General features: G+C 33.9%; 20 protein-coding genes. 10 read left to right on the top strand and 10 right to left on the bottom strand.

Features of this window, described 5'->3' with window-relative positions; all coding sequences use genetic code 11:
- Positions 1-262: 262 nt before the first annotated feature.
- Genes JN168_RS02325 through hisIE form a run of 9 tightly spaced genes read left to right on the top strand, consistent with a single transcriptional unit; the run spans position 263 to position 7,175 of the window.
- The gene (locus JN168_RS02325; protein WP_042739215.1) at positions 263-1,078 is read left to right on the top strand and encodes an ATP phosphoribosyltransferase regulatory subunit; all 816 of its coding nucleotides are present in this window, start codon (positions 263-265) and stop codon (positions 1,076-1,078) included.
- A gap of 22 nt (positions 1,079-1,100) precedes the next feature.
- Positions 1,101-1,718 (top strand): ATP phosphoribosyltransferase, encoded by a 618-nt coding sequence (gene hisG / locus JN168_RS02320; RefSeq protein ID WP_042739214.1) that lies wholly within the window; start codon positions 1,101-1,103, stop codon positions 1,716-1,718.
- Positions 1,708-2,958: a histidinol dehydrogenase gene (gene hisD / locus JN168_RS02315; protein ID WP_371664157.1), complete on the top strand. Its 1,251-nt coding sequence runs from the start codon at positions 1,708-1,710 to the stop codon at positions 2,956-2,958. The genes hisG and hisD overlap by 11 nt, the downstream gene beginning before the upstream one ends.
- Before the next feature lie 6 nt (positions 2,959-2,964).
- Positions 2,965-3,969, top strand: a complete 1,005-nt coding sequence (locus JN168_RS02310) for a pyridoxal phosphate-dependent aminotransferase (RefSeq protein ID WP_279526139.1) — start codon at positions 2,965-2,967, stop codon at positions 3,967-3,969.
- A complete protein-coding gene (hisB, locus tag JN168_RS02305; protein WP_279526138.1) occupies positions 3,947-4,525 on the top strand; it encodes an imidazoleglycerol-phosphate dehydratase HisB in 579 nt (192 codons plus the stop codon). The genes JN168_RS02310 and hisB overlap by 23 nt, the downstream gene beginning before the upstream one ends.
- Complete coding sequence (gene hisH, locus JN168_RS02300; protein ID WP_042739210.1) at positions 4,522-5,118, top strand: imidazole glycerol phosphate synthase subunit HisH; 597 nt, start codon at positions 4,522-4,524, stop codon at positions 5,116-5,118. The genes hisB and hisH overlap by 4 nt, the downstream gene beginning before the upstream one ends.
- Positions 5,093-5,797: a 1-(5-phosphoribosyl)-5-((5-phosphoribosylamino)methylideneamino)imidazole-4-carboxamide isomerase gene (gene hisA / locus JN168_RS02295; protein ID WP_279526137.1), complete on the top strand. Its 705-nt coding sequence runs from the start codon at positions 5,093-5,095 to the stop codon at positions 5,795-5,797. The genes hisH and hisA overlap by 26 nt, the downstream gene beginning before the upstream one ends.
- Entirely contained in the window at positions 5,794-6,552 is a 759-nt protein-coding gene (gene hisF / locus JN168_RS14000) for an imidazole glycerol phosphate synthase subunit HisF (protein ID WP_107511829.1), read from the top strand. The genes hisA and hisF overlap by 4 nt, the downstream gene beginning before the upstream one ends.
- Complete coding sequence (gene hisIE / locus JN168_RS13995; RefSeq protein ID WP_042739207.1) at positions 6,549-7,175, top strand: bifunctional phosphoribosyl-AMP cyclohydrolase/phosphoribosyl-ATP diphosphatase HisIE; 627 nt, start codon at positions 6,549-6,551, stop codon at positions 7,173-7,175. The genes hisF and hisIE overlap by 4 nt, the downstream gene beginning before the upstream one ends.
- Positions 7,176-7,255: 80 nt before the next feature.
- On the opposite strand, the gene JN168_RS02285 is transcribed toward hisIE, so the two are convergent.
- The 3 genes from JN168_RS02285 to JN168_RS02275 form a co-directional block, all read right to left on the bottom strand.
- On the bottom strand, positions 7,256-8,161 hold the full coding sequence (locus tag JN168_RS02285; RefSeq protein WP_082039249.1) for an ABC transporter substrate-binding protein: 906 nt from the start codon (positions 8,159-8,161) through the stop codon (positions 7,256-7,258).
- A gap of 237 nt (positions 8,162-8,398) precedes the next feature.
- The gene (locus JN168_RS02280) at positions 8,399-8,914 is read right to left on the bottom strand and encodes a GNAT family N-acetyltransferase (RefSeq protein ID WP_042740272.1); all 516 of its coding nucleotides are present in this window, start codon (positions 8,912-8,914) and stop codon (positions 8,399-8,401) included.
- Between the two features lie 71 nt (positions 8,915-8,985).
- A complete protein-coding gene (locus JN168_RS02275; RefSeq protein WP_042740273.1) occupies positions 8,986-9,690 on the bottom strand; it encodes an SDR family oxidoreductase in 705 nt (234 codons plus the stop codon).
- Positions 9,691-9,856: 166 nt separating this feature from the next.
- Between JN168_RS02275 and JN168_RS02270 the strand changes: the two genes are divergently transcribed.
- Positions 9,857-10,126, top strand: a complete 270-nt coding sequence (locus JN168_RS02270) for a DUF1413 domain-containing protein (RefSeq protein WP_042740274.1) — start codon at positions 9,857-9,859, stop codon at positions 10,124-10,126.
- 234 nt (positions 10,127-10,360) lie between these two features.
- Here JN168_RS02270 and JN168_RS02265 read toward each other — a convergent pair whose 3' ends face one another.
- The 7 genes from JN168_RS02265 to JN168_RS02235 form a co-directional block, all read right to left on the bottom strand.
- Positions 10,361-10,552, bottom strand: coding sequence for a hypothetical protein (locus tag JN168_RS02265; protein ID WP_042740275.1), 192 nt, complete (start codon positions 10,550-10,552; stop codon positions 10,361-10,363).
- Positions 10,553-10,757: 205 nt separating this feature from the next.
- Positions 10,758-12,551 carry a beta-glucuronidase gene (gene uidA, locus JN168_RS02260; RefSeq protein ID WP_279526136.1) on the bottom strand — a complete coding sequence of 598 codons (1,794 nt, stop codon included), beginning with the start codon at positions 12,549-12,551 and terminating at the stop codon, positions 10,758-10,760.
- A gap of 46 nt (positions 12,552-12,597) precedes the next feature.
- The gene (locus tag JN168_RS02255; RefSeq protein WP_279526135.1) at positions 12,598-14,001 is read right to left on the bottom strand and encodes a glycoside-pentoside-hexuronide (GPH):cation symporter; all 1,404 of its coding nucleotides are present in this window, start codon (positions 13,999-14,001) and stop codon (positions 12,598-12,600) included.
- 501 nt (positions 14,002-14,502) lie between these two features.
- Positions 14,503-15,717, bottom strand: coding sequence for a helix-turn-helix transcriptional regulator (locus tag JN168_RS02250; RefSeq protein ID WP_042740278.1), 1,215 nt, complete (start codon positions 15,715-15,717; stop codon positions 14,503-14,505).
- 99 nt (positions 15,718-15,816) lie between these two features.
- A complete protein-coding gene (locus JN168_RS02245; protein WP_042740279.1) occupies positions 15,817-17,175 on the bottom strand; it encodes a gluconate:H+ symporter in 1,359 nt (452 codons plus the stop codon).
- A 214-nt stretch (positions 17,176-17,389) separates the two neighbouring features.
- Positions 17,390-18,931, bottom strand: coding sequence for a gluconokinase (gntK, locus tag JN168_RS02240; RefSeq protein WP_042740280.1), 1,542 nt, complete (start codon positions 18,929-18,931; stop codon positions 17,390-17,392).
- A gap of 36 nt (positions 18,932-18,967) precedes the next feature.
- Positions 18,968-19,648, bottom strand: a complete 681-nt coding sequence (locus JN168_RS02235) for a GntR family transcriptional regulator (RefSeq protein WP_042740281.1) — start codon at positions 19,646-19,648, stop codon at positions 18,968-18,970.
- Between the last annotated feature and the right edge of the window lie 152 nt (positions 19,649-19,800).

Raw genomic sequence — 19,800 nt, 5'->3', positions numbered from 1 at the left:
TGTAACAATTGATGCTATATTAACTCGACATCATTTTGTTTACATGGCTATTTTTTTATAGTTCAACAGCCACACTACCCCCGTTTTCACATTCTAAAACTGGGGTATTTCAATACTATAATCTACATTCTCAATAAATTAGGCTTTTGAAATTTTATTATTTTCAGAATATTTATTGAATTAAAAAATCAACTATGTTACAGTATATTTTATCATTACACTTTAGTTCGGTAGAGAGTAAAAGTAAAAAGGTGGTCATAATATGAATACAACTGCATTGATAAAAAACAAAGAATATGAATTGTCATTTTTAAAGCATTTTCAAGATAATGACTTTAATTTAGTAGATTTTAGCTTTATAGAGTCATTGTCGTGGCAATCGTTGACAAAGGACGATTTACAACAAATGACTGAACGTAGTTTTTGGCAACATGATCATCATATTTACGCGCTGCGCAATGATTTTACCGATCAATTATTACGTTATTACAGTAACTATCCACCACAATATCAAAGGGTAGCTTACACAGGACCCATCGTTCGTGACAATGAGGTATACACACAACTAGGAATCGAGCACTATAACCCTACTGTTAGCGATATGCAAGACGATTTTTTAACATTTTACAAATTTATACAAACAACGTTAAACGATGATATAGATTTTGTTATTTTAGGTCACTATCAACTTATAGATTTATTATTATCGGCAAATGAACAAACTCAAGATATCTTAAATTTAATTCAAGAACGCAATATATCTGAATTAACAACACAACTAGGTTCAGCACACCCTGTTGTTCAATTATTAACGACTAAAACAACTGAACAATTAAACTTGTTAAGCCAACTTTTTCCATATGATCACAAAACAATTCAAGCACTGCGTCGTTGGGAACAATGGTTTAAATCGAATGACATCACTAATATACACTTAGACATCACACCACAACCACCACGATCTTATTACAAAGGTGCATTCATGCGTTGCCATCTAAAAAATAATAAATCACAACAGTTAACTGGTGGATTTTATAAAGGTGAATTAGAAGGTTTCGGACTAGGATTTATACTTTAAAGAAAATAAAGGAGAGAAATTTATGCTTACTGTAGCTTTAGCAAAAGGACGCTTATTAAAAAGCTTCATTGCTTATTTATATGAAATAGATGAACAAAAATTAGCAGATGCACTAGAACAAAGAGAGCGCCAATTATTAATTTCTGTAGATGATATACAGTTTGTACTGGTCAAAGGGAGCGATGTACCCATCTATGTAGAACAAGGTGTAGCAGACGTTGGTATTGTGGGGAGCGATATTTTAGAAGAAGGTAATTATACAATTAATAATTTATTAGACTTACCTTTCGGAGAATGTCACTTTGCATTAGCATCCAAACCAGAAACAACTCAATTTAAAAAAGTAGCCACTTCTTATACGAAAACTGCAAAATCATACTTTGAAGCTCAAGGTTTAGATGTTGAATTGGTTAAGCTTTCAGGATCTATTGAGTTGGCATGTTTAGTCGATATGGTGGATGGCATCGTTGATATTGTTCAAACAGGTACGACACTTAAATCTAATGGTTTAGTTGAAAAGGACACGCTAAAAAATATTAACGCAAAACTAATCACCAATAAAGAAGCATATTTTAAAAAATCAAATGAAATTGATACATTTATTCAAACATTGGAGGTGTCACTCATTGATAATAGATAAATCAACTTTTCTCAAAGACTTTTTAAGCCAATCTTCACTTAATGAAGACTTATACCCTGTAGTTAAAGAGATTTGCGACACAGTTAAAGCATCAGGTGATTCAGCTTTAAAAGCTTATAACGCACAATTAGATGGTGTTGAAACAAATGACCTAGCTATCCCATATAGTGATTTAGTAACAGCTTATAACAATATAGATGGAGCATTACGTGAAGCACTCACAACAAGCCATGAGCGCATCAAAGCATTTCAAACAACAATAAAGTGGTCAGATAATCAAGGTACAGCTGAATGTTATGAAATGTATCATCCTTTAGAACGTGTCGGTGTTTACGTACCGGGCGGTAAAGCGAGTTACCCATCGACGGTATTAATGACAGTAACATTAGCTAAGGTAGCAGGTGTAGAAGATATTACTGTGGTCACACCACCACAACAACATGGACTTTCTGATGCTGTACTTGCCGCATGCTATATCGCAGGCGCCGACAATGTCTATCAAGTGGGTGGCGCTCAAAGTATTGCTGCACTCGCTTATGGTACCGAAACGATACCTAAAGTCGATAAAATTGTAGGACCAGGTAATCAATATGTTGCATATGCTAAGAAATATCTCTACGGACAAGTAGGAATCGATCAAATAGCTGGACCAAGTGAAATCGCCTTAATCATTGATGACACTGCAGATTTAAATGCCATCACGTATGATGTCTTTGCCCAAGCCGAACATGATGAATTGGCTAGAACGTTTGTTATCAGTGAAGATCGTGACGTCTTAGAACGTTTGGAAAGTAATATACAAGAACAATTACGTACAATTGAGCGTCAGCCTATTGTAGAAGCTAGTTTGCAAAACAATCACTTTTTAATAGCTGTAGCAAATCAAGACGAAGCAAGCGACGTCATGAATCAAATAGCACCAGAACACGCTTCTATACAAACTAGAAACCCAGAAGCATATTTAAATAAAGTACGTTATGTCGGAGCATTATTCTTAGGGTATTATTCACCTGAGGTCATTGGAGATTATGTAGCTGGACCAAGTCATGTCTTACCAACAAATCAAACAGCTCGTTTTACAAATGGATTATCTGTAAATGATTTCTTAACACGTCATTCAGTAATTAATTTATCAGAAAAGTCATTCAATCAGATTGAAGACGCAGCACGAACTCTAGCACATACTGAAGCGTTATATAACCACGAACAATCTGTACAAGTTCGTACGACAAAGGAGTAACAGATAATGATTAGAATAAACAAAAATGAAAGTCCCCTGCGCCCATTATCAAATGAGCAGCTTGCCGATATTATACAACAAGCCACATTTAATTTTTATCCTGATGATGAATATAATCGATTTAAGACTGCTTATGCTAAATATTTTAACCTTAAGCCAACACAAATTACAGCTGGTAATGGTTCAGATGAATTGATACAAAAGCTAATGCTCATCATGCCTGATGGTCCTGTATTAACACTTAACCCCGACTTCTTTATGTATCAAGCATATGCAGGACAAGTAAATAGACCTATTGAATTTGTAGATGCTGAAGATGATTTAACATTTAATTTAGACACAATTTTACAATGTATTGATGATGTACGACCGGCATTCTTCATCATGAGTAATCCTCATAATCCGACAGGTCATCAATATTCATTACCATTTCTAACAGCTATAGCAGATAAGATGAAAGCGATTGGAGGCTATTTCGTAATCGATGAAGCTTATTTGGACTTTGGCGAAGCTTATGAGATTGATTTAGCACCACATATACTTCAAATGCGTACATTGTCTAAAGCATTTGGTATTGCAGGGTTACGATTAGGTGTGTTAATTGGTACAGAAGAAACCATCCAACGCATACAACGCATTGAACATCCTTATCCATTAAATACAATCACCTTATATATTGCTATATATATGTTTGAACATGAAAAGATGACTGCTAGCTTTATTGAAGAACAACGCCGTCTAGCTATCAAGTTACGTAATATTTTTGAAAGTAAAGTCTCAGATATCATCAAAATTTACCCTTCTGCGACAAACTTTGTATTAACTAAAGGTGAAGCTGCACATAGCTTAGGCAAATATATACAAGAACATGGTTTCTTACCTCGTTTATATGATGAACCGAATATGGCAGACTATGTTCGCTATTCTATAGCAACTGACGAGCAATTAGATCAGTTAGCAGAAATTATTAAAAACTGGAGGATTCAATATGACTTATCAAAAGAAGCGTAATACGGTAGAAACGCAATTAAATATCACGCTTGCCAATGATGCTAGCGAAAGTAATATCAATACAGGTGTTGGCTTTTTAGACCATATGTTGACCCTCTTTAGCTTTCATAGTCAGCTATCTTTACAAATTGAAGCAAATGGTGATACCGAAGTTGATGACCACCATGTAACAGAAGATATTGGCATTGTTTTAGGTCAATTACTGTTAGAAATGGTTAAAGATCGTACAAGTTTCAAACGCTACGGTCACAGCTATATCCCTATGGATGAAACACTATCACGTACCGTTGTCGATATTAGCGGTCGCCCCTATTTGTCATTTAATGCCGAATTTAGTAAAGAAAAAGTCGGAACTTTCGATACTGAATTAGTAGAAGAATTCTTCCACGCGTTAGTTATTAACGCACGTCTTACCACGCATATTGATTTATTACGTGGTGGCAATACACATCACGAAATCGAAAGTATTTTCAAATCATTCGCAAGAGCACTTAAAGAGGCATTATCACAGAATGATTATGACGGTGTACCTTCGTCTAAGGGTGTGATTGAATGATTGCTATTATAGATTATGGTTTGGGAAATATTCGCAATGTACAACGTGCAGTGAAACACTTGGGTTATGATGCTATTTTAACTGACAAGCAAAGTGAAATTGAGGCTGCTGAATTAGTTATCCTTCCTGGTGTAGGACACTTTAAAGATGCAATGCGTGCAATCGAAGAACGTGGCTTAGATGCTATTTTAAAAGCAATTCACGACAAACCTATTATCGGTATTTGTTTAGGTATGCAACTATTATTCGATTGGAGCGCAGAAGGCGATGTTGCAGGTTTGAAGTTAATCCCTGGAAAAATCGTACCTATTGATACACCTTATCCCGTTCCTCACTTGGGGTGGAATAACCTCGTCAGCAATCAACAACAATTGACACATGATGTATATTTTGTACATTCTTACCAAGCAGAAATGTCACAATTTGTAGTTGCTTATGCAGAATACGGTGCACAAATACCTGCAATTGTTCAACATAGACATTATATTGGTATTCAATTTCATCCTGAAAAAAGCGGTGAAAATGGACTAGCAATACTAAACCAAGCTCTGAAAGGCGGATTCTTAAATGATCAAATTATGGCCAGCAATTGATTTAATCAATGCTACAAGCGTGAGATTGACAGAGGGAAAATATGACTCAGAAGAAAAAATGGCACGTACTGCTGAAGAAAGTATACAGTTTTACAATCAATTTCAGTGTGTTGATCGAATTCATATTGTCGATTTAATCGGTGCAAAAAAGCAATCTTCTATAGAGAAAGATTATATTAAAACATTAAAAAATTTAACTGACAAACCGATGGAAGTTGGCGGCGGCATCCGTAGCGAAACAACAATACAACAGTATTTTGATGCTAATATCGATTTTTGTATTATTGGTACGAAGGGGATTCAAGATTTAACATGGCTAGCTGATATGGCTCAAAAATATCCAAATCGCTTATATTTGTCAGTCGATGCTTATCGTCGCGAAGTAAAGATTAATGGTTGGGAACAAGACGCTCAATTAGATTTATTTGATTTAGTTGAACAAATCAATCACTTACCGCTCGGCGGCATTATATATACTGATATTTCGAAAGATGGGAAGCTATCAGGACCAAACTTTGAAATTACTGGCCAACTTGTAAAAGCTACAGATAAACACGTTGTCGCTTCAGGTGGTATACGTCACCAACAAGACTTAGTCCAACTTGAAACACTAGGTGTTCACGCTGCAATTGTAGGTAAAGCAGCACATGATCCAAATTTCTGGGAGGGATTATCATGATCAAGAAACGTATTATCCCTTGTCTTGATGTCAAAGATGGGCGTGTAGTAAAAGGTATTCAATTTAAAGGATTGCGCGATATTGGTAATCCTGTAGATTATGCGCTTTATTATAATGAACAAGGTGCTGATGAGTTAGTATTTCTTGATATTTCACGAACTGAGGCAGGTCATGACCTTGTACTAGATGTTATTGAAGAAACCGCCGAAAAATTATTTATTCCACTTACTGTTGGCGGTGGTATATCAACTTTAGACGATATTTCGAAATTATTAAATCACGGTGCAGATAAGGTATCATTAAATTCAAGCGCTTTAAAGAACCCACAATTTATTAAAGAAGCCAGTGAAAAATTTGGAAGCCAATGTATTTGTATCGCAATTGATAGTAACTATGATAGTGAATTAGAAGATTACTTTTGCTATACACATGGTGGCAAACAACGTACTGATGTCAGAGTATATGATTGGGTTCAACAAGTAGAGGCTCTTGGTGCAGGCGAACTGCTAATCACCAGTATGACACATGATGGTATGAAACAAGGCTTTGATGTCTCACATTTACACGCCATTGAATCATTGGTCAATATTCCAATCATTGCTTCAGGTGGTGGCGGAAATCCAGACCACTTTGTGGATCTCTTTAAACAAACCAATGTATCAGCTGGTCTTGCAGCAAGTATTCTGCACGATAAAGAAACAACAGTAAACGAAATAAAGCAAACAATGTCACAAGGAGGTATTCCAGTAAGATGACACAACCTGACTTTTCTAAAGGATTATTACCAGCTATATTACAAGATGTAAACACTAAACAAGTATTGATGTTAGGTTACATGAATGAAGCTGCCTATAACAAAACACTAGAAGATCGTGTGGTATGCTTCTATTCTCGATCAAAAGAGCGCCTTTGGACTAAAGGTGAAACATCAGGTCACACTCAAGAAGTGCGTAATATTTATCTAGATTGTGACCAAGATACGATTTTAATAGACGTAGTGCCAAACGGTCCCACATGTCACACAGGCAGTCAAAGTTGCTTTAACACTGAAGTACCTTATAATGTACAACAATTAGAGCAGACAGTTGATCAAAGTGCAAATGCAGATAAATCAAATTCTTATACACAGTATTTATTGAATGAAGGCCTTGAAAAAATAACCAAAAAATTTGGTGAAGAGGCATTTGAAGTAGTAATTGGTGCGATGAAATCAGATAAAGCAGAAGTAACTAATGAAACAGCAGATTTAATGTACCATCTATTTGTTTTATTACATGCACTAGACATTGACTTTAAAGATGTTGAAGCTGTATTAGCTGAGCGACATAAGAAATCAAATAATTTTAAAGGTGAACGCTCAAACGTTGAGAATTGGTAATAGCTTCACCGATTGAATCTATAAAATAACCGCCATTATCCATCTGTTATTGCTGATGTTTGATAATGGCGGTTTCTTTATTATTTTAATAACTGTTGTTTAAAGTTTTTCGCTTGTTGTTCTACTGAAATAATATCTGCATAAATTGCTTCATCCATGGTGTAGTATATTACCTGATTATTTTGGACTGCTTTGTTATTTTTCCAAATAGATGATTTTACAAACTCATTATTAGGCTTCTTGCCATTTGCAGTTGGAATGAGTAAGTAATCACCGGCATAGTCGTTAAATTTTTCTTTAGGTACTTTCATATATTTTTCTTTTGGCATAGCTGCTTTAGCATCGGAATCTTCTGCTAGTTTGAATCCCTCATAAATAGCTTCACTACCTCTTCCAAATCTTGGACCAAATTGGTAAATATCTTTCGCTTGTACATCCATTATTGAAAATGTTTTATCCTTCCCAATTTTCTTTTTAATTTCCTTACCATCTTTTGCTAATTTCTTCGATAATGTATTTGCCTGCTGTTGCGCCAATTTCTCTTTATTGACTAATTTCCCTAATTCAACATGTGTTTCTTTATAATCCATATTTTGGACCTTAATTGGAACTGTAGGTGCAATTTTAGCTAATTTTTTATTATTTTTATTTTCCTTATACGTAATAATTAAATCCGGCTTCAATTTTGCTGCTGCTTCTACATCTTCTGGATTAATCTTCTTTACTTTATCCATTTTCAAATATTTAGAATTCGGAAAAACATTAGTAATAGCAATTGGTGTTACACCTAGTTTTTTAAAATTACCGTAATTCGCAGTCAAATCTAACACACGTTTCGGATGTTTCGGTATCTTTACTTTACTACCATCTGATGTAACATATTCCTTACTGTCTGTATCTCCTTTAGTACTTTTACTTTCTTCCGACTTTCCACAAGCTGCTAATAATAATATAAAACACAACATAACACTAATTAATTTTTTCAATATATTACCCTCCCTTATCTATTAACATCAATATTAATAGATAATGATTATCATTTGCAATATGTAATTGATATTATTTTGATAAATTAAAAAAGAAAGAATAAATATATATCCAATCAACCGAGTAAGACACAGTATCTTAAATAATTTAAAACATAAAGATAGCCAACTCAAAACATGTAAAATTTGAGTTGGCTTTATTATAAAAATTATATTTAAACACCAAAATAACCAATTTTAGTATGGTTCGAACAGATATACGTCACCAGATGCTTCAAAGTTATCATACTGTGTTTCTCTCAAAAACCCTAAAGATTTTGCTGTTCGAATAGATGGAATATTGTCAGCCTTAGTATGTGCAACAATCCTATTATCTATATGTTGGACTTTCTTAATATATTGTATAAGTGCAATACAGGCCTCTTTTGTATAGCCTTTTCGCCCATACTCTGGACTTAAACGATATGCCAAATTTAACACAACATTACCATCTAACCGCTTGTACCTTAGACCACACATGCCTATCATTACTTTCGATTCCTTTTCAATCATTAAACAATAACCAAAATCATACGCTAACCAATGTTTTATCCATTCATTCAACATTTCTTTTGTTTCACTTATCTCTCGATGTGGACCAGCCGGATTATATACGTTTGTTCTAGGATCAGCATGCAATTGATACAACGCTGTTAGATAATCTTCAGTTGGTCTAATCAGCAACAAACGTTTCGTTTCTAGTACAATATTCAAGTTTATTTATATCCCCTTTATTTAGATAGATAGAAATTTAATCATGTTGCTAAAGTGACTTCTTATGAATTCTATACTGGTCTAACAGTAATTTCATTTACATTGACATGACTTGGTTGTTGCAATGCATATATAACTGAAGATGCAATATCTTCAGGATCTAACTTCTTACGTTCGCCCCAATCTGTCTCTCCACTTAATGGTGTATCTACCATTCCAGGTGAAATACTTGTCACTCTCACTCCTGTCTTAGCTAACTCTTTTTCTAAGCCTTGTGTTATAGAATGGACCGCTGCTTTCGTTGCACTATACATCGTACTTTTCTTTGTAACTTCGAAACCAGAAATTGAAGCAATATTAATAATATGCCCCTCTGATTGCTCTAATAATGTCGGTAAAACCGCATTTATTCCATATAATGTACCTTTGACATTAACATCAATCATGGTATCCCATGCAGCCACATTACCTTCAGTAATAGCTGATGATAACATTTGCCCCGCACTATTTACTAATATATCAACACTACCAAATTGTTGTTTTACCTTTGATACAACCGACTCAACCGCTTCTTGTGAGGTAACGTCTAATATTTCTGTAACTACATCTGTTTGAGATAGCTCAGAAACTTGGCCTGCAACCTGTTTAAGGTTAACTTCATTTCGACCTGTTAAGACAACTTTGACACCTTGCTTTGCTAGGGATTTAGCTATACTCGCGCCTATACCACTACTCCCACCTGTAATGATAGCAACTTTATTTGTTAATTCCATAATTACACATCCTTCTAAATTTAATAATTAACGCCTACTTATTGTGCCTATTTTATCATTTCATATTTTTTATATAAACGAATTAGTGTCATTCCATTATTAGAATATAGTTGCTAATAAGTATATAATAGAGGTAACTATTGATGTTCTTAAAAAGGAGGATGGATATATGGAGTTTGAACAACGACTTGCAACGTTACGAGCAGCACGCGCCAGAACCAGTTTTTCCTTTAGATTTGAAGATTTATTTGAAACAGATGAGTGGTTAAATATGACTTTAAAAGCACGTATGCACGCCGAAAAATCATTCAGAAACTTTATAACAAAGCATGACACACTGCGTATACCTTATGCATCAGAAGAACATATTCGCATGAGAATGTATAATTCTGTATACGAATACAACGAAATCAAGCATAACTTTAAGGCATATGTTTAACGCATCAGTCAATTTCCTAACTCATAAATTTGTTGCTGTTATATAACAAAAAGCCTACATGAACTAAATATTTAGTTCATGTAGGCTTTTCTACTATTCTTGGGCGTATAATAAATCATGAAAGGTGATACTAGGGAGAAAAATATGCAAATCATTTACAACTGTCGTTTGTGCTGTGGGCATACAGCTGACACTTACAAACATGCACACTTTCCTTTAGATGTCTACAGGGTATTAACTACTTACTAATTGAGACTTTTCCATGCCGTACTTGTATAACTTTTCAGCATCTATATAAGATATATAATCAATACTTCTGTATCCATCTTTAATGTCATTAATGATACCTTGATTTACACCAGTATGTGTGTAAATGTCATAACTGCTTTCATTTGAAAAAATAACTTCTTCAATTACTTTTCTCATCTTAATCACTCCGTATTTTTTCATTCGTTAAGCTTTTATCTCTTCTCTACACTTAGTATTCTACGCCATGCTTACAAAGATTTAAAGTATTTTGTGATTGTTTTCACATAATTATCACTTTTACTCAATTCTAATTGAAATTGATAGGTATATTGTTTGACAGGTATGTTATCAATTTCACAATGTTTTTTCGCTCAAGGAATCCCTATCCTTTATAACCAAAGTCAGGTATATTACACCATCTTTTTCTTAAATAATGTGCCACTGCTTTCGGTCTTCTTTCACGTGTAAATATGCCTTTCTTATTGCCTTGAACTCTAATAATGCCACTTGAAGTTTCAAAATCTGCAAAATTCCAAGTTTGTTCACCAATAAATTGAGGATATTGATCAATAACTTCGTGATTTGCTTCGTAATAACGTACTTGATATTCTTCTGTAAATAATTCATCATTAACTGAATGCAAGCCTGCTAGTGTGTCTGCGCCATACTCTGTAAACATAATTGGCTTATTCGGCTGTTTTTCACTCCAACCATCAAGTTCTTGCTTCAATGCTTTTTTAGCAGCTTCTAAATCTCCAGTTTGCGTATACCAACCATAATAACGATTTAAACATAACACATCGACTAAATCTTGTACTTGGCAAACATCCGGTTGTGCCGTCAATAATGTGACAATCGTTACAGGACGTTGCTGTGGATCACAAGATCTTGCCAAGTTAATTAGTGGTTCGAAATATGCTTTCGCACCTTCTTCTGTAGATGCTGGTTCATTTGCAATAGACCACATCACGACACAAGCATGATTCTTATCACGAGCAATCAATTCTCTAATAACTGATTCATGCGCTTCTTTAGTACCTATTTCTTTAAAGGTCTTACGATGTTCAATACCAGTTAATAATGTATCAAAGTTTAAGTGAACACCTACACCCGTTGTCTCATCGATAACGACAATACCTTGCTCATCCGCTAGACGCATCATTTCCTCTGAATACGGATAATGTGAAGTTCGGAATGAATTTGCACCAATCCATTTTAAAAGGTTTAAGTCTAATACATTACCTACTTCATTTATACCGCGTCCATGATAATACGTGTCTTCATGCTTACCGAAACCTTTGAAATAAAATGGTTGATCATTAATTAAGAATTGGCCATTATCTACCTTTACAGAGCGAATACCTAAACGTTCTGTATAAGTATCAATTAATTTATTATCTTCATATAATGAAACTTCGAATTGATATAAATACGCATTTAATGGTTGCCACAAATGAGGATGGTCTACCGTTATTGTTCCTTTTTGTCCCGTTGTTTCTGTGACAACATTGTTTGCTTCATCTAATAATCTAATACGAATATCTGTAGCGCTTTTGTTAGTCATAATATTAAAATGGACTTGTGCGGTATCCTTTGACACTTCGGGAACTAAGACAATATCTTCAATATATGTTTTCGGTGTTGTATAAAGTTTTACAGGTCTATGTAACCCTGCATAGTTAAAGAAATCAAAGTTTGGTGTATTCGTTTTAACCTTTTTACCATGTTCATCAATCGTTTCTTCATATTTTCCTACTGGAAGAGTTGTTTCATCTAAAATATTATTTACACAAACTGATAATCTATGTTTCCCTGTTGAAAATCTATGATCTAACTCAGCTTCAAATGGCAAGAACCCGCCTTTATGCGATACAATTGCTTGACCATCAATATATACAGTAGCTTGATGTGTTGCTGAACCAAATCGTAAGACGATTCTCTCATCTTGTATCATTTCTGGAATAACAATCGTACGCTCATACCAGACATTGCCTACATGATTTCTTATTTCAGCATTTACCCCTTGGTCATTATATGAACCTGGAACTGCCATCACTAATTCCGTGTCGAGTGGTTTTGAGATATCAACCGGTGACGCATCATCTTCTAATTTAAAGTTCCAAATTCCATTTAAATCTATAATTTGACGTTTTTCATTTATTAATGGATATAACATTTCGTGTTGCTCCTTTCATTTATCAAAACAATTTACAATATTAAAATTACAATTCTTCTCTAAGTGCTAACTCCTTAACGATTTGCTTGTGACGTTTATCAGTCAATGGATATGCAAAGAAGAATAATATTACGGCAATGAGACAGGCCGTTCCTGGAACAACAAAGTATAATACTTTTAGCCCTAATAACGTGCCAGCCGTTTGAGTTTCATTTGGTACATAACCAATGAGCATTAACGATAATCCAGGTAAGAAACCAGCCAATGCCTGTGATAATTTTCTTGTGAAGCTATAACTAGAATAAATAATACCTTCAGATCTCATACCAGACTGCCATTGTCCATATTCAACTACATCCGCTATAAATGCCCAAGTAACTGTATTCGGTATAACTAGGAATAATTGTGCAATCGTGTTTAACACTAAGAACGGAATTGCTTCATTGGCAAATAGTGTGAAGGTAATAAATTGTAAAATTACAAATCCTGAAACGCCAATGATTGCCGTCATTTTCTTGCCTACTTTTTTACTTAAGAAAGTAGTAATCAATAAGCCTGGAACAAGAACAAGAAAGTTCAATGTACTAACAATTCCGACTAAATTAGGTTCTCCGAGGACGTATTGGAAGTAATATAGCTGAGATGACTGTTGGAGGAATAAAGCCATGATTGTTAATAGTGTATATATAGCAAGAATCAAGAATGGTCTATTTTTCAGTAAGTCTTTAAATGCCTTACGACCTAGACCTTTTTCCTTAGGTCTTTCAACAGTATGTCTCTCTTTAACACCTTTGTAACAAATAATATGGAATATAACACCACAAATCGCTAACACACCTACTGCGATAGGATATCCTGTGGCATGATTCGGAAAAAGATTAACCATTGGAATGATTACGATACCTGAAATAAACATTGCGCCTTGTGAACCTAAGTTACGAAAGACAGATAATTGTGTACGATCATCCGCATTAATTGTCATAGATGCAGATAATGAACCATACGGAATATTAACAAATGAATACGCCATATTGAATAACATATATGTAGCAAAAGCCCATATAACTTTACCGGTATAACTAATATCAGGCGATATAAATGTGATAACGGTCAATATAGCTAAAGGTATCGTGCCATATAAAATAAATGGTTTGAATTTACCTTTTTTACCAAAATTACGCCTATTATCGACCATCGTTCCAACACCAGTATCAACAAATGCATCAAATATTTTTGAAACTAAGAATACGAGACCACCATAGAAAGGAGAAATACCAAGAATATCTGTAAAAAACTTGAGCAAATAGATTTGTCCCATATCAAACATCATTCCGTTACCTAAGTCTCCAAAACCATAGGATAACTTCTCTTTAAACTTTAACCTTGGTGCTTCAATTTCTTTAAATTTCTTTAATTTCCTACTAGTTGGTTTCAATTTTGCTGTAACCATAATGATTACCTCTTTCCCTATAAACAAAATACCGTACATTTCACTTCTGTAAATTTTGTTTAATAGATTGTTTTTGTTAGCGATTGTGGCCAGCAATCTAATCTAGGTATATAGTTGTAAGCGTTTTCTTATATGCCTAAATTTTTTTATCTCTCACATAAGCTATTTTATGATCTAATCAAATCCCCATAGACTATATATTTGAGATCTTAAGTTCATTATATTTTTTCCATTGTAAGACTTCAACGAAAAATAACAACGTTGTTATTTTCTGTAAAAATTTAAATATAGTAAATCCATTTATTTTTACATGCTTAAGTTCGATGGTTACTATACTTATCACTATCTTCAATAACAGAAAGATTCAATCGTTTTTTTAATGGCTCTATGATTCTAAAATCATGTTATGTTGTCAATTCTCCCATTGTATATCTATATTTTATTGAATCATTGATATTTTTATAAAAAAATTAACATAAATAGCAAAATCACATCAGGATGTTAATTCCATCCTCTCTGCTCCATTCGAAATCTCAATGGTGTAATACCATAATATTTTTTAAAGCATTGTGTAAAATAACTTTGTTCGCTAAAGCCAACATGTTTAGCGATTTCTGAAATTGACATTTTCGTCCTCAGAATTAAATCGTGACCTTTTTGCAATCTCAATTCTAGAATAAATTGTGAAATTGATTTATGTAGTTCATGGTTAAATACCCGCGATAAATAACTTGGAGCTAAATCGACTTGTTGTGCTAACAGTTGTAATGTCAGTTGTTGATTCAAGTTACTTTCAATGTATTGAACAACTTTGCTAATTTTAGGACTGTATTCATTGGCTTTGATTTTCATTGCGGCTTCTGCATAATCGATTACCAATGATTGGATATGTTCATTGATTTCATGTATATCTCTCGTCTGATGTATTCGTTTAGCATACTTTGCAGATAATTCATCTATTTTTATGAGATTTACGCCTGCCCTTTCAATAGCTTTTCTGCATAGTGTATTTAATAAAAATGCTTTATATTGCTCATTTGATATCGTATCATCTGTCCTTCGTAATCCAACTACTGATAAATTAATATATTTTAAAATAGCTAATGCCTCGTGAACATTGCCATATTCTACGGCAGTCAGCAACTGGTTTTCTAACTTATAGCGATATTCTAAGTCTTCCACAGCATAATCCATTTGTGCTCGTGTTTCTGCAATGCCCGCTTCACTCATATGAAATTTAAAATCAATCTGCTCAATTTCATATAAAGTATTTCTATTTTTCAAAAATTGTATTGCTAATCGACATAACTTTTTGGCTTTAACATGATGACATAACGGTATTTTTAATAAATATTGTTTTAATATACCATTATGCGAACTTGCGATATTTAACTGTTCTAAAATATCGAAGCATTGCTGCTCATTTGGACGATGTTCAATATATGGACCAATAATATAAATCCGCTTATACTTTTTAAATTTAAAGAGCAAAAAATTTATCCCTAACCGATTACAATAGTGATAAATTTTATTACTGTTCATATTTTGTAAAAAAATCTTTAACTCATGCTTAAAGCTCTTCCGTTTTGTATTGGTAAAAGGCGTTTTTATCTTATTTGTTACACCTTTTAAATCCTCTTGCTCAAATGCTTCTAATTGAATTCCCAATAATTGTTGTGCATGTGCTTGTAATATATCTAAAGTTTCTTCATTCAAAAAAACACCCCATTCCTATGATTTCATTATAGCGAAAAAATAAGAATGAGGTATATATTTTTTATATTTTGTATAAAGTCATAAAATAACAAATTATTTTTATACAAATAGACTAAGTAACAAGATGAATACTAACCCTGAAACAGAAATAATCGTTTCTAATAATGACCATGTTAAGAAAGTTTCTTTTACAGTTAAACCAAAGTATTCCTTGAACATCCAGAAACCAGCGTCATTAACATGTGATAGTATGACACTACCTGCTCCAATAGCTAATACTACTAAAGAAACATTAACGTCTGATGCTTGCAATAGTGGTAATACAATACCTGTAGATGATACTGCAGCAACAGTAGATGAACCAAGTGCAATACGTAATACGGCCGCTACAATCCATGCTAATAATATAGGTGACATTTCAGATCCTTCAAACATCTTAGCAATGGTATCACCAACACCACCATCTATTAAGACTTGTTTGAATGTACCGCCACCACCAATAATTAGTATCATCATACCGATTGGATAAATTGCATTGGACACTGAATCCATAATATCTGCATTCTTACGACCTTGTTTAATACCCATAGTGAAAATTGCAAACAATACTGCAATTAACATTGCAGTTCCAGCTGTACCAATAAAGTAGACAACAGATTCAAAGCCATTTTTTGCCTCTTCATGTCCAGTTACTAATTGAACAATTGTAGATAGTAACATTAATATAACTGGAGAAACAGCTGTTAATAAACTAATACCAAAACCAGGCATTTCTGATTCTTTAAATTCTTTTTGTGCACCTAGAGATGAAATATCGCCTTCACGTTTATATGCAGATGGTGTGATTTTTTGTGCTATTTTATTAAAAATTGGACCAGCAATAATTGTTACAGGAATGGCTATAATAATACCATATAACAGAACATGCCCTAAATTTGCTTTTAATTCTTTAGCAATGACAACAGGACCTGGATGTGGTGGTAAGAAACCATGTGTAACTGATAATGCCACAACCATTGGTAGTCCCAATTTCAATTGTGAAACGTTCGCACGTTTAGCAATTGTAAATACTAATGGAATTAATAATACTAATCCTACTTCAAAGAATAATGCAATCCCAACAATAAAGGCTGCGATGAGCATAGCCCACTGCACGTGCTTTTGACCAAACTTATTAATCAATGTATCGGCAATTCGTGTAGCACCGCCACCATCGGCTAGCAATTTACCTAGAATTGCTCCTAAACCAAAGATAAGTGCAATGTGACCTAATGTACTGCCCATACCATTTTCAATTGTTTCAATTATTTTATCTAAAGGCATACCTAGTAATATTGCAGTGACAATTGACGTAATGATTAGTGAAATAAATGTATTCAATTTTAAAAATATAATTAATCCCAATAATACTATAATCCCTATTACCACAGTGATAAGTGGCCAGATCATTTCAAACATAATCGTTCTCCCCTTCCAGATTCAAACACAAAATACAATTTAAAGTAATTCATTTAATGTTTGATAACGCTTTCTTTTCCTTGTAAAATTTTTTCTTACTATCATTCAATTTATTATTAAAGGTATAGTCCAGAAAACGATTGATTCTATGTATTTATCATATAAAATCTTAACGTTTTCTAACTACCTTCTTATTGCATTAATACAACGCTTCTTAATCTGTCATATGCTCACGCTGGAAATTGGCAATTTCAGTATATCTTTCTTCCAGTGAACGGCTTAAATTTATGAAAATACTAATTAATTGTTGATAAACCTTAACATTTTCTTGATTTGGCGCATGTGCATTAGTCGTACCAACCATTTCTTCAATAATTGAGAAGTCTTCAATTTCACCGAGTGCTTTTAATCCAAGTACACAAGCACCGAGACAAGAGCTTTCATAACTTTCAGGTACAATTAAATTCGTATCAAATATATCTGCCATCATCTGACGCCACACTTCACTTTTGGCAAATCCACCGGTTGCTTTAATAGTAGATGGTGTTTCATTCATAACTTCAATGAGTGCTAAATAAACAGTATAAAGATTATATAAGACGCCTTCTAACGCAGCTCTAATCATATGTTCTTTCTTATGCGACAATGTCAAACCAAAGAATGAACCACGTGCATCAGCACTCCAAAGTGGTGCACGTTCACCAGCTAAATAGGGATGGAATATTAAACCTTCTGCTCCTGGTTTAACGCGGCTCGCAATTTTAGTTAGCACATCATATGGATCCACTCCCAAACGTTTAGCAGTCTCAACTTCACTAGCTAACATCTCATCACGCAACCATCGAAGTACAACACCACCATTATTAACTGGTCCACCAATGACATAGTGATCTTCAGTTAATACGTAGCAGAAGATACGTCCTTTATAATCTGTTCGTGGCTTGTCTATTACCGTTCGAATGGCGCCTGATGTACCAATCGTCACTGCCACTTCTCCTTTTTTGTAAGCATTAACTCCTAAATTTGATAACACACCATCACTCGCACCAACGATTACTGGCGTGTCTGGATCAATGCCCATTAGCGCAGCATATCTATGTTTCATACCTTTAAGTATATGTGTCGTTGGAACAATTTCAGGTAACTGTTCTTCCGTTATACCTAATAATGATAATGCTTCTGTATCCCATTTTAATGTTTCAAGATTAAACATTCCCGTAGAAGACGCCATCGATTGATCAATTACAAATTTTTCAAATAAGTGATAAAAGATATACGTCTTAATATCAGCAAACATTGCTGTTTGATTAAATATTTCTTGTTGTTCGTGTTTCATCCAAAAAATCTTTGCTAGTGGAGACATTGGATGTATCGGTGTTCCTGTTCTTTTGTATATTTCAATACCATTATGTTCATTTTTTATGATATCTGCATATTTACTTGCACGATTATCAGCCCAAGTCAGATTTTCAGTTAACCTTTGATTACTCGCATCCATTGAGATTAAACTATGCATTTGCGCACTAAAGGAAATTAACTTCAAATCTTCTTTCGCAATATTCGCTTCACGCATTACATATTTAATTGTCATCAACACGGCATCAAACAATTCATCTGGATTCTCTTCTGATACATCTACATTAGGTGTATGTAATGGGTATCCAATATTATGTTTCATGATAAATTGACCTTTTTCGTCATAGAGTACTGACTTAGTACTTGTTGTTCCAATATCTACACCTATCATATATTTCATGATATTTCCTCCTATTTCCTTTTAAGCTACATTTGATTAGCTCAACCAAAAGCTATCGATGTCTTCTCCTACATCATCAAAATTCAAATGAAAGGCCTCTCTTAACTTAATTGCATCTTGATTTGCTATGGCCTCTACAAAAACTTCATGGTTTTTATGGATACGTTCGAAATCTTCCGGATCTTCTGCCATACGTCGTCTCATTGACAATAAGATTAATGCTTCCATCACTGGCTTTAAATTATTCCAATATGTCTTTAAATATTGATGTTTAGACGCTAATATCGTCACCTCATGAAACTTCATATCATGTTCAGTAAATGCTTCTGCATCTTCAAATTGAACTGCTACTTTCATCATTTCTAATTGCTTTCGTAATTCTTTAACAATTGCATCATGATTTAGCGATTTGATACGACTAAATGCAAATGACTCTAGCATAATTCTTAAATCATAAAGTTCTTTCTTTTCTTTATCTTCAAATGGTAATACTTCTGCACCCATTCTCTCTAAATTGATTAATTGATCTTGCTTTAATAATTTAAAAGCATCTCGAACTGGAGATCGACTTACATTAAATTCTTTGGCAATCTGATTTTCGGTTAATAGTGTATCTGTTTTAATTGTGCCAGCAACGATTCTTAATCTAATTTCAGCAGCGATAGCCTCACCTTTAGAAACACCCTCTAACCATCTTTCAGGATATTCATAAGTCATATGAACGCACCTCTTAATTCGGTTAATATACTTGTATACAAGTATGGTAATACACAACCATTAATATTGCAAGCGTTTGCAAACGTATCATTATGGGTTACTAAAACTAAAAAGACCGAAATACCGGTCATTCAACTCGATATTTCGGTCCA

The organism is Staphylococcus gallinarum (assembly GCF_029774255.1).
Classification (GTDB): Bacteria; Bacillota; Bacilli; order Staphylococcales; family Staphylococcaceae; genus Staphylococcus; species Staphylococcus gallinarum.
Note: the sequence above shows the minus strand (reverse complement) of the source record. Positions and strands in the feature narration are given on the sequence as shown.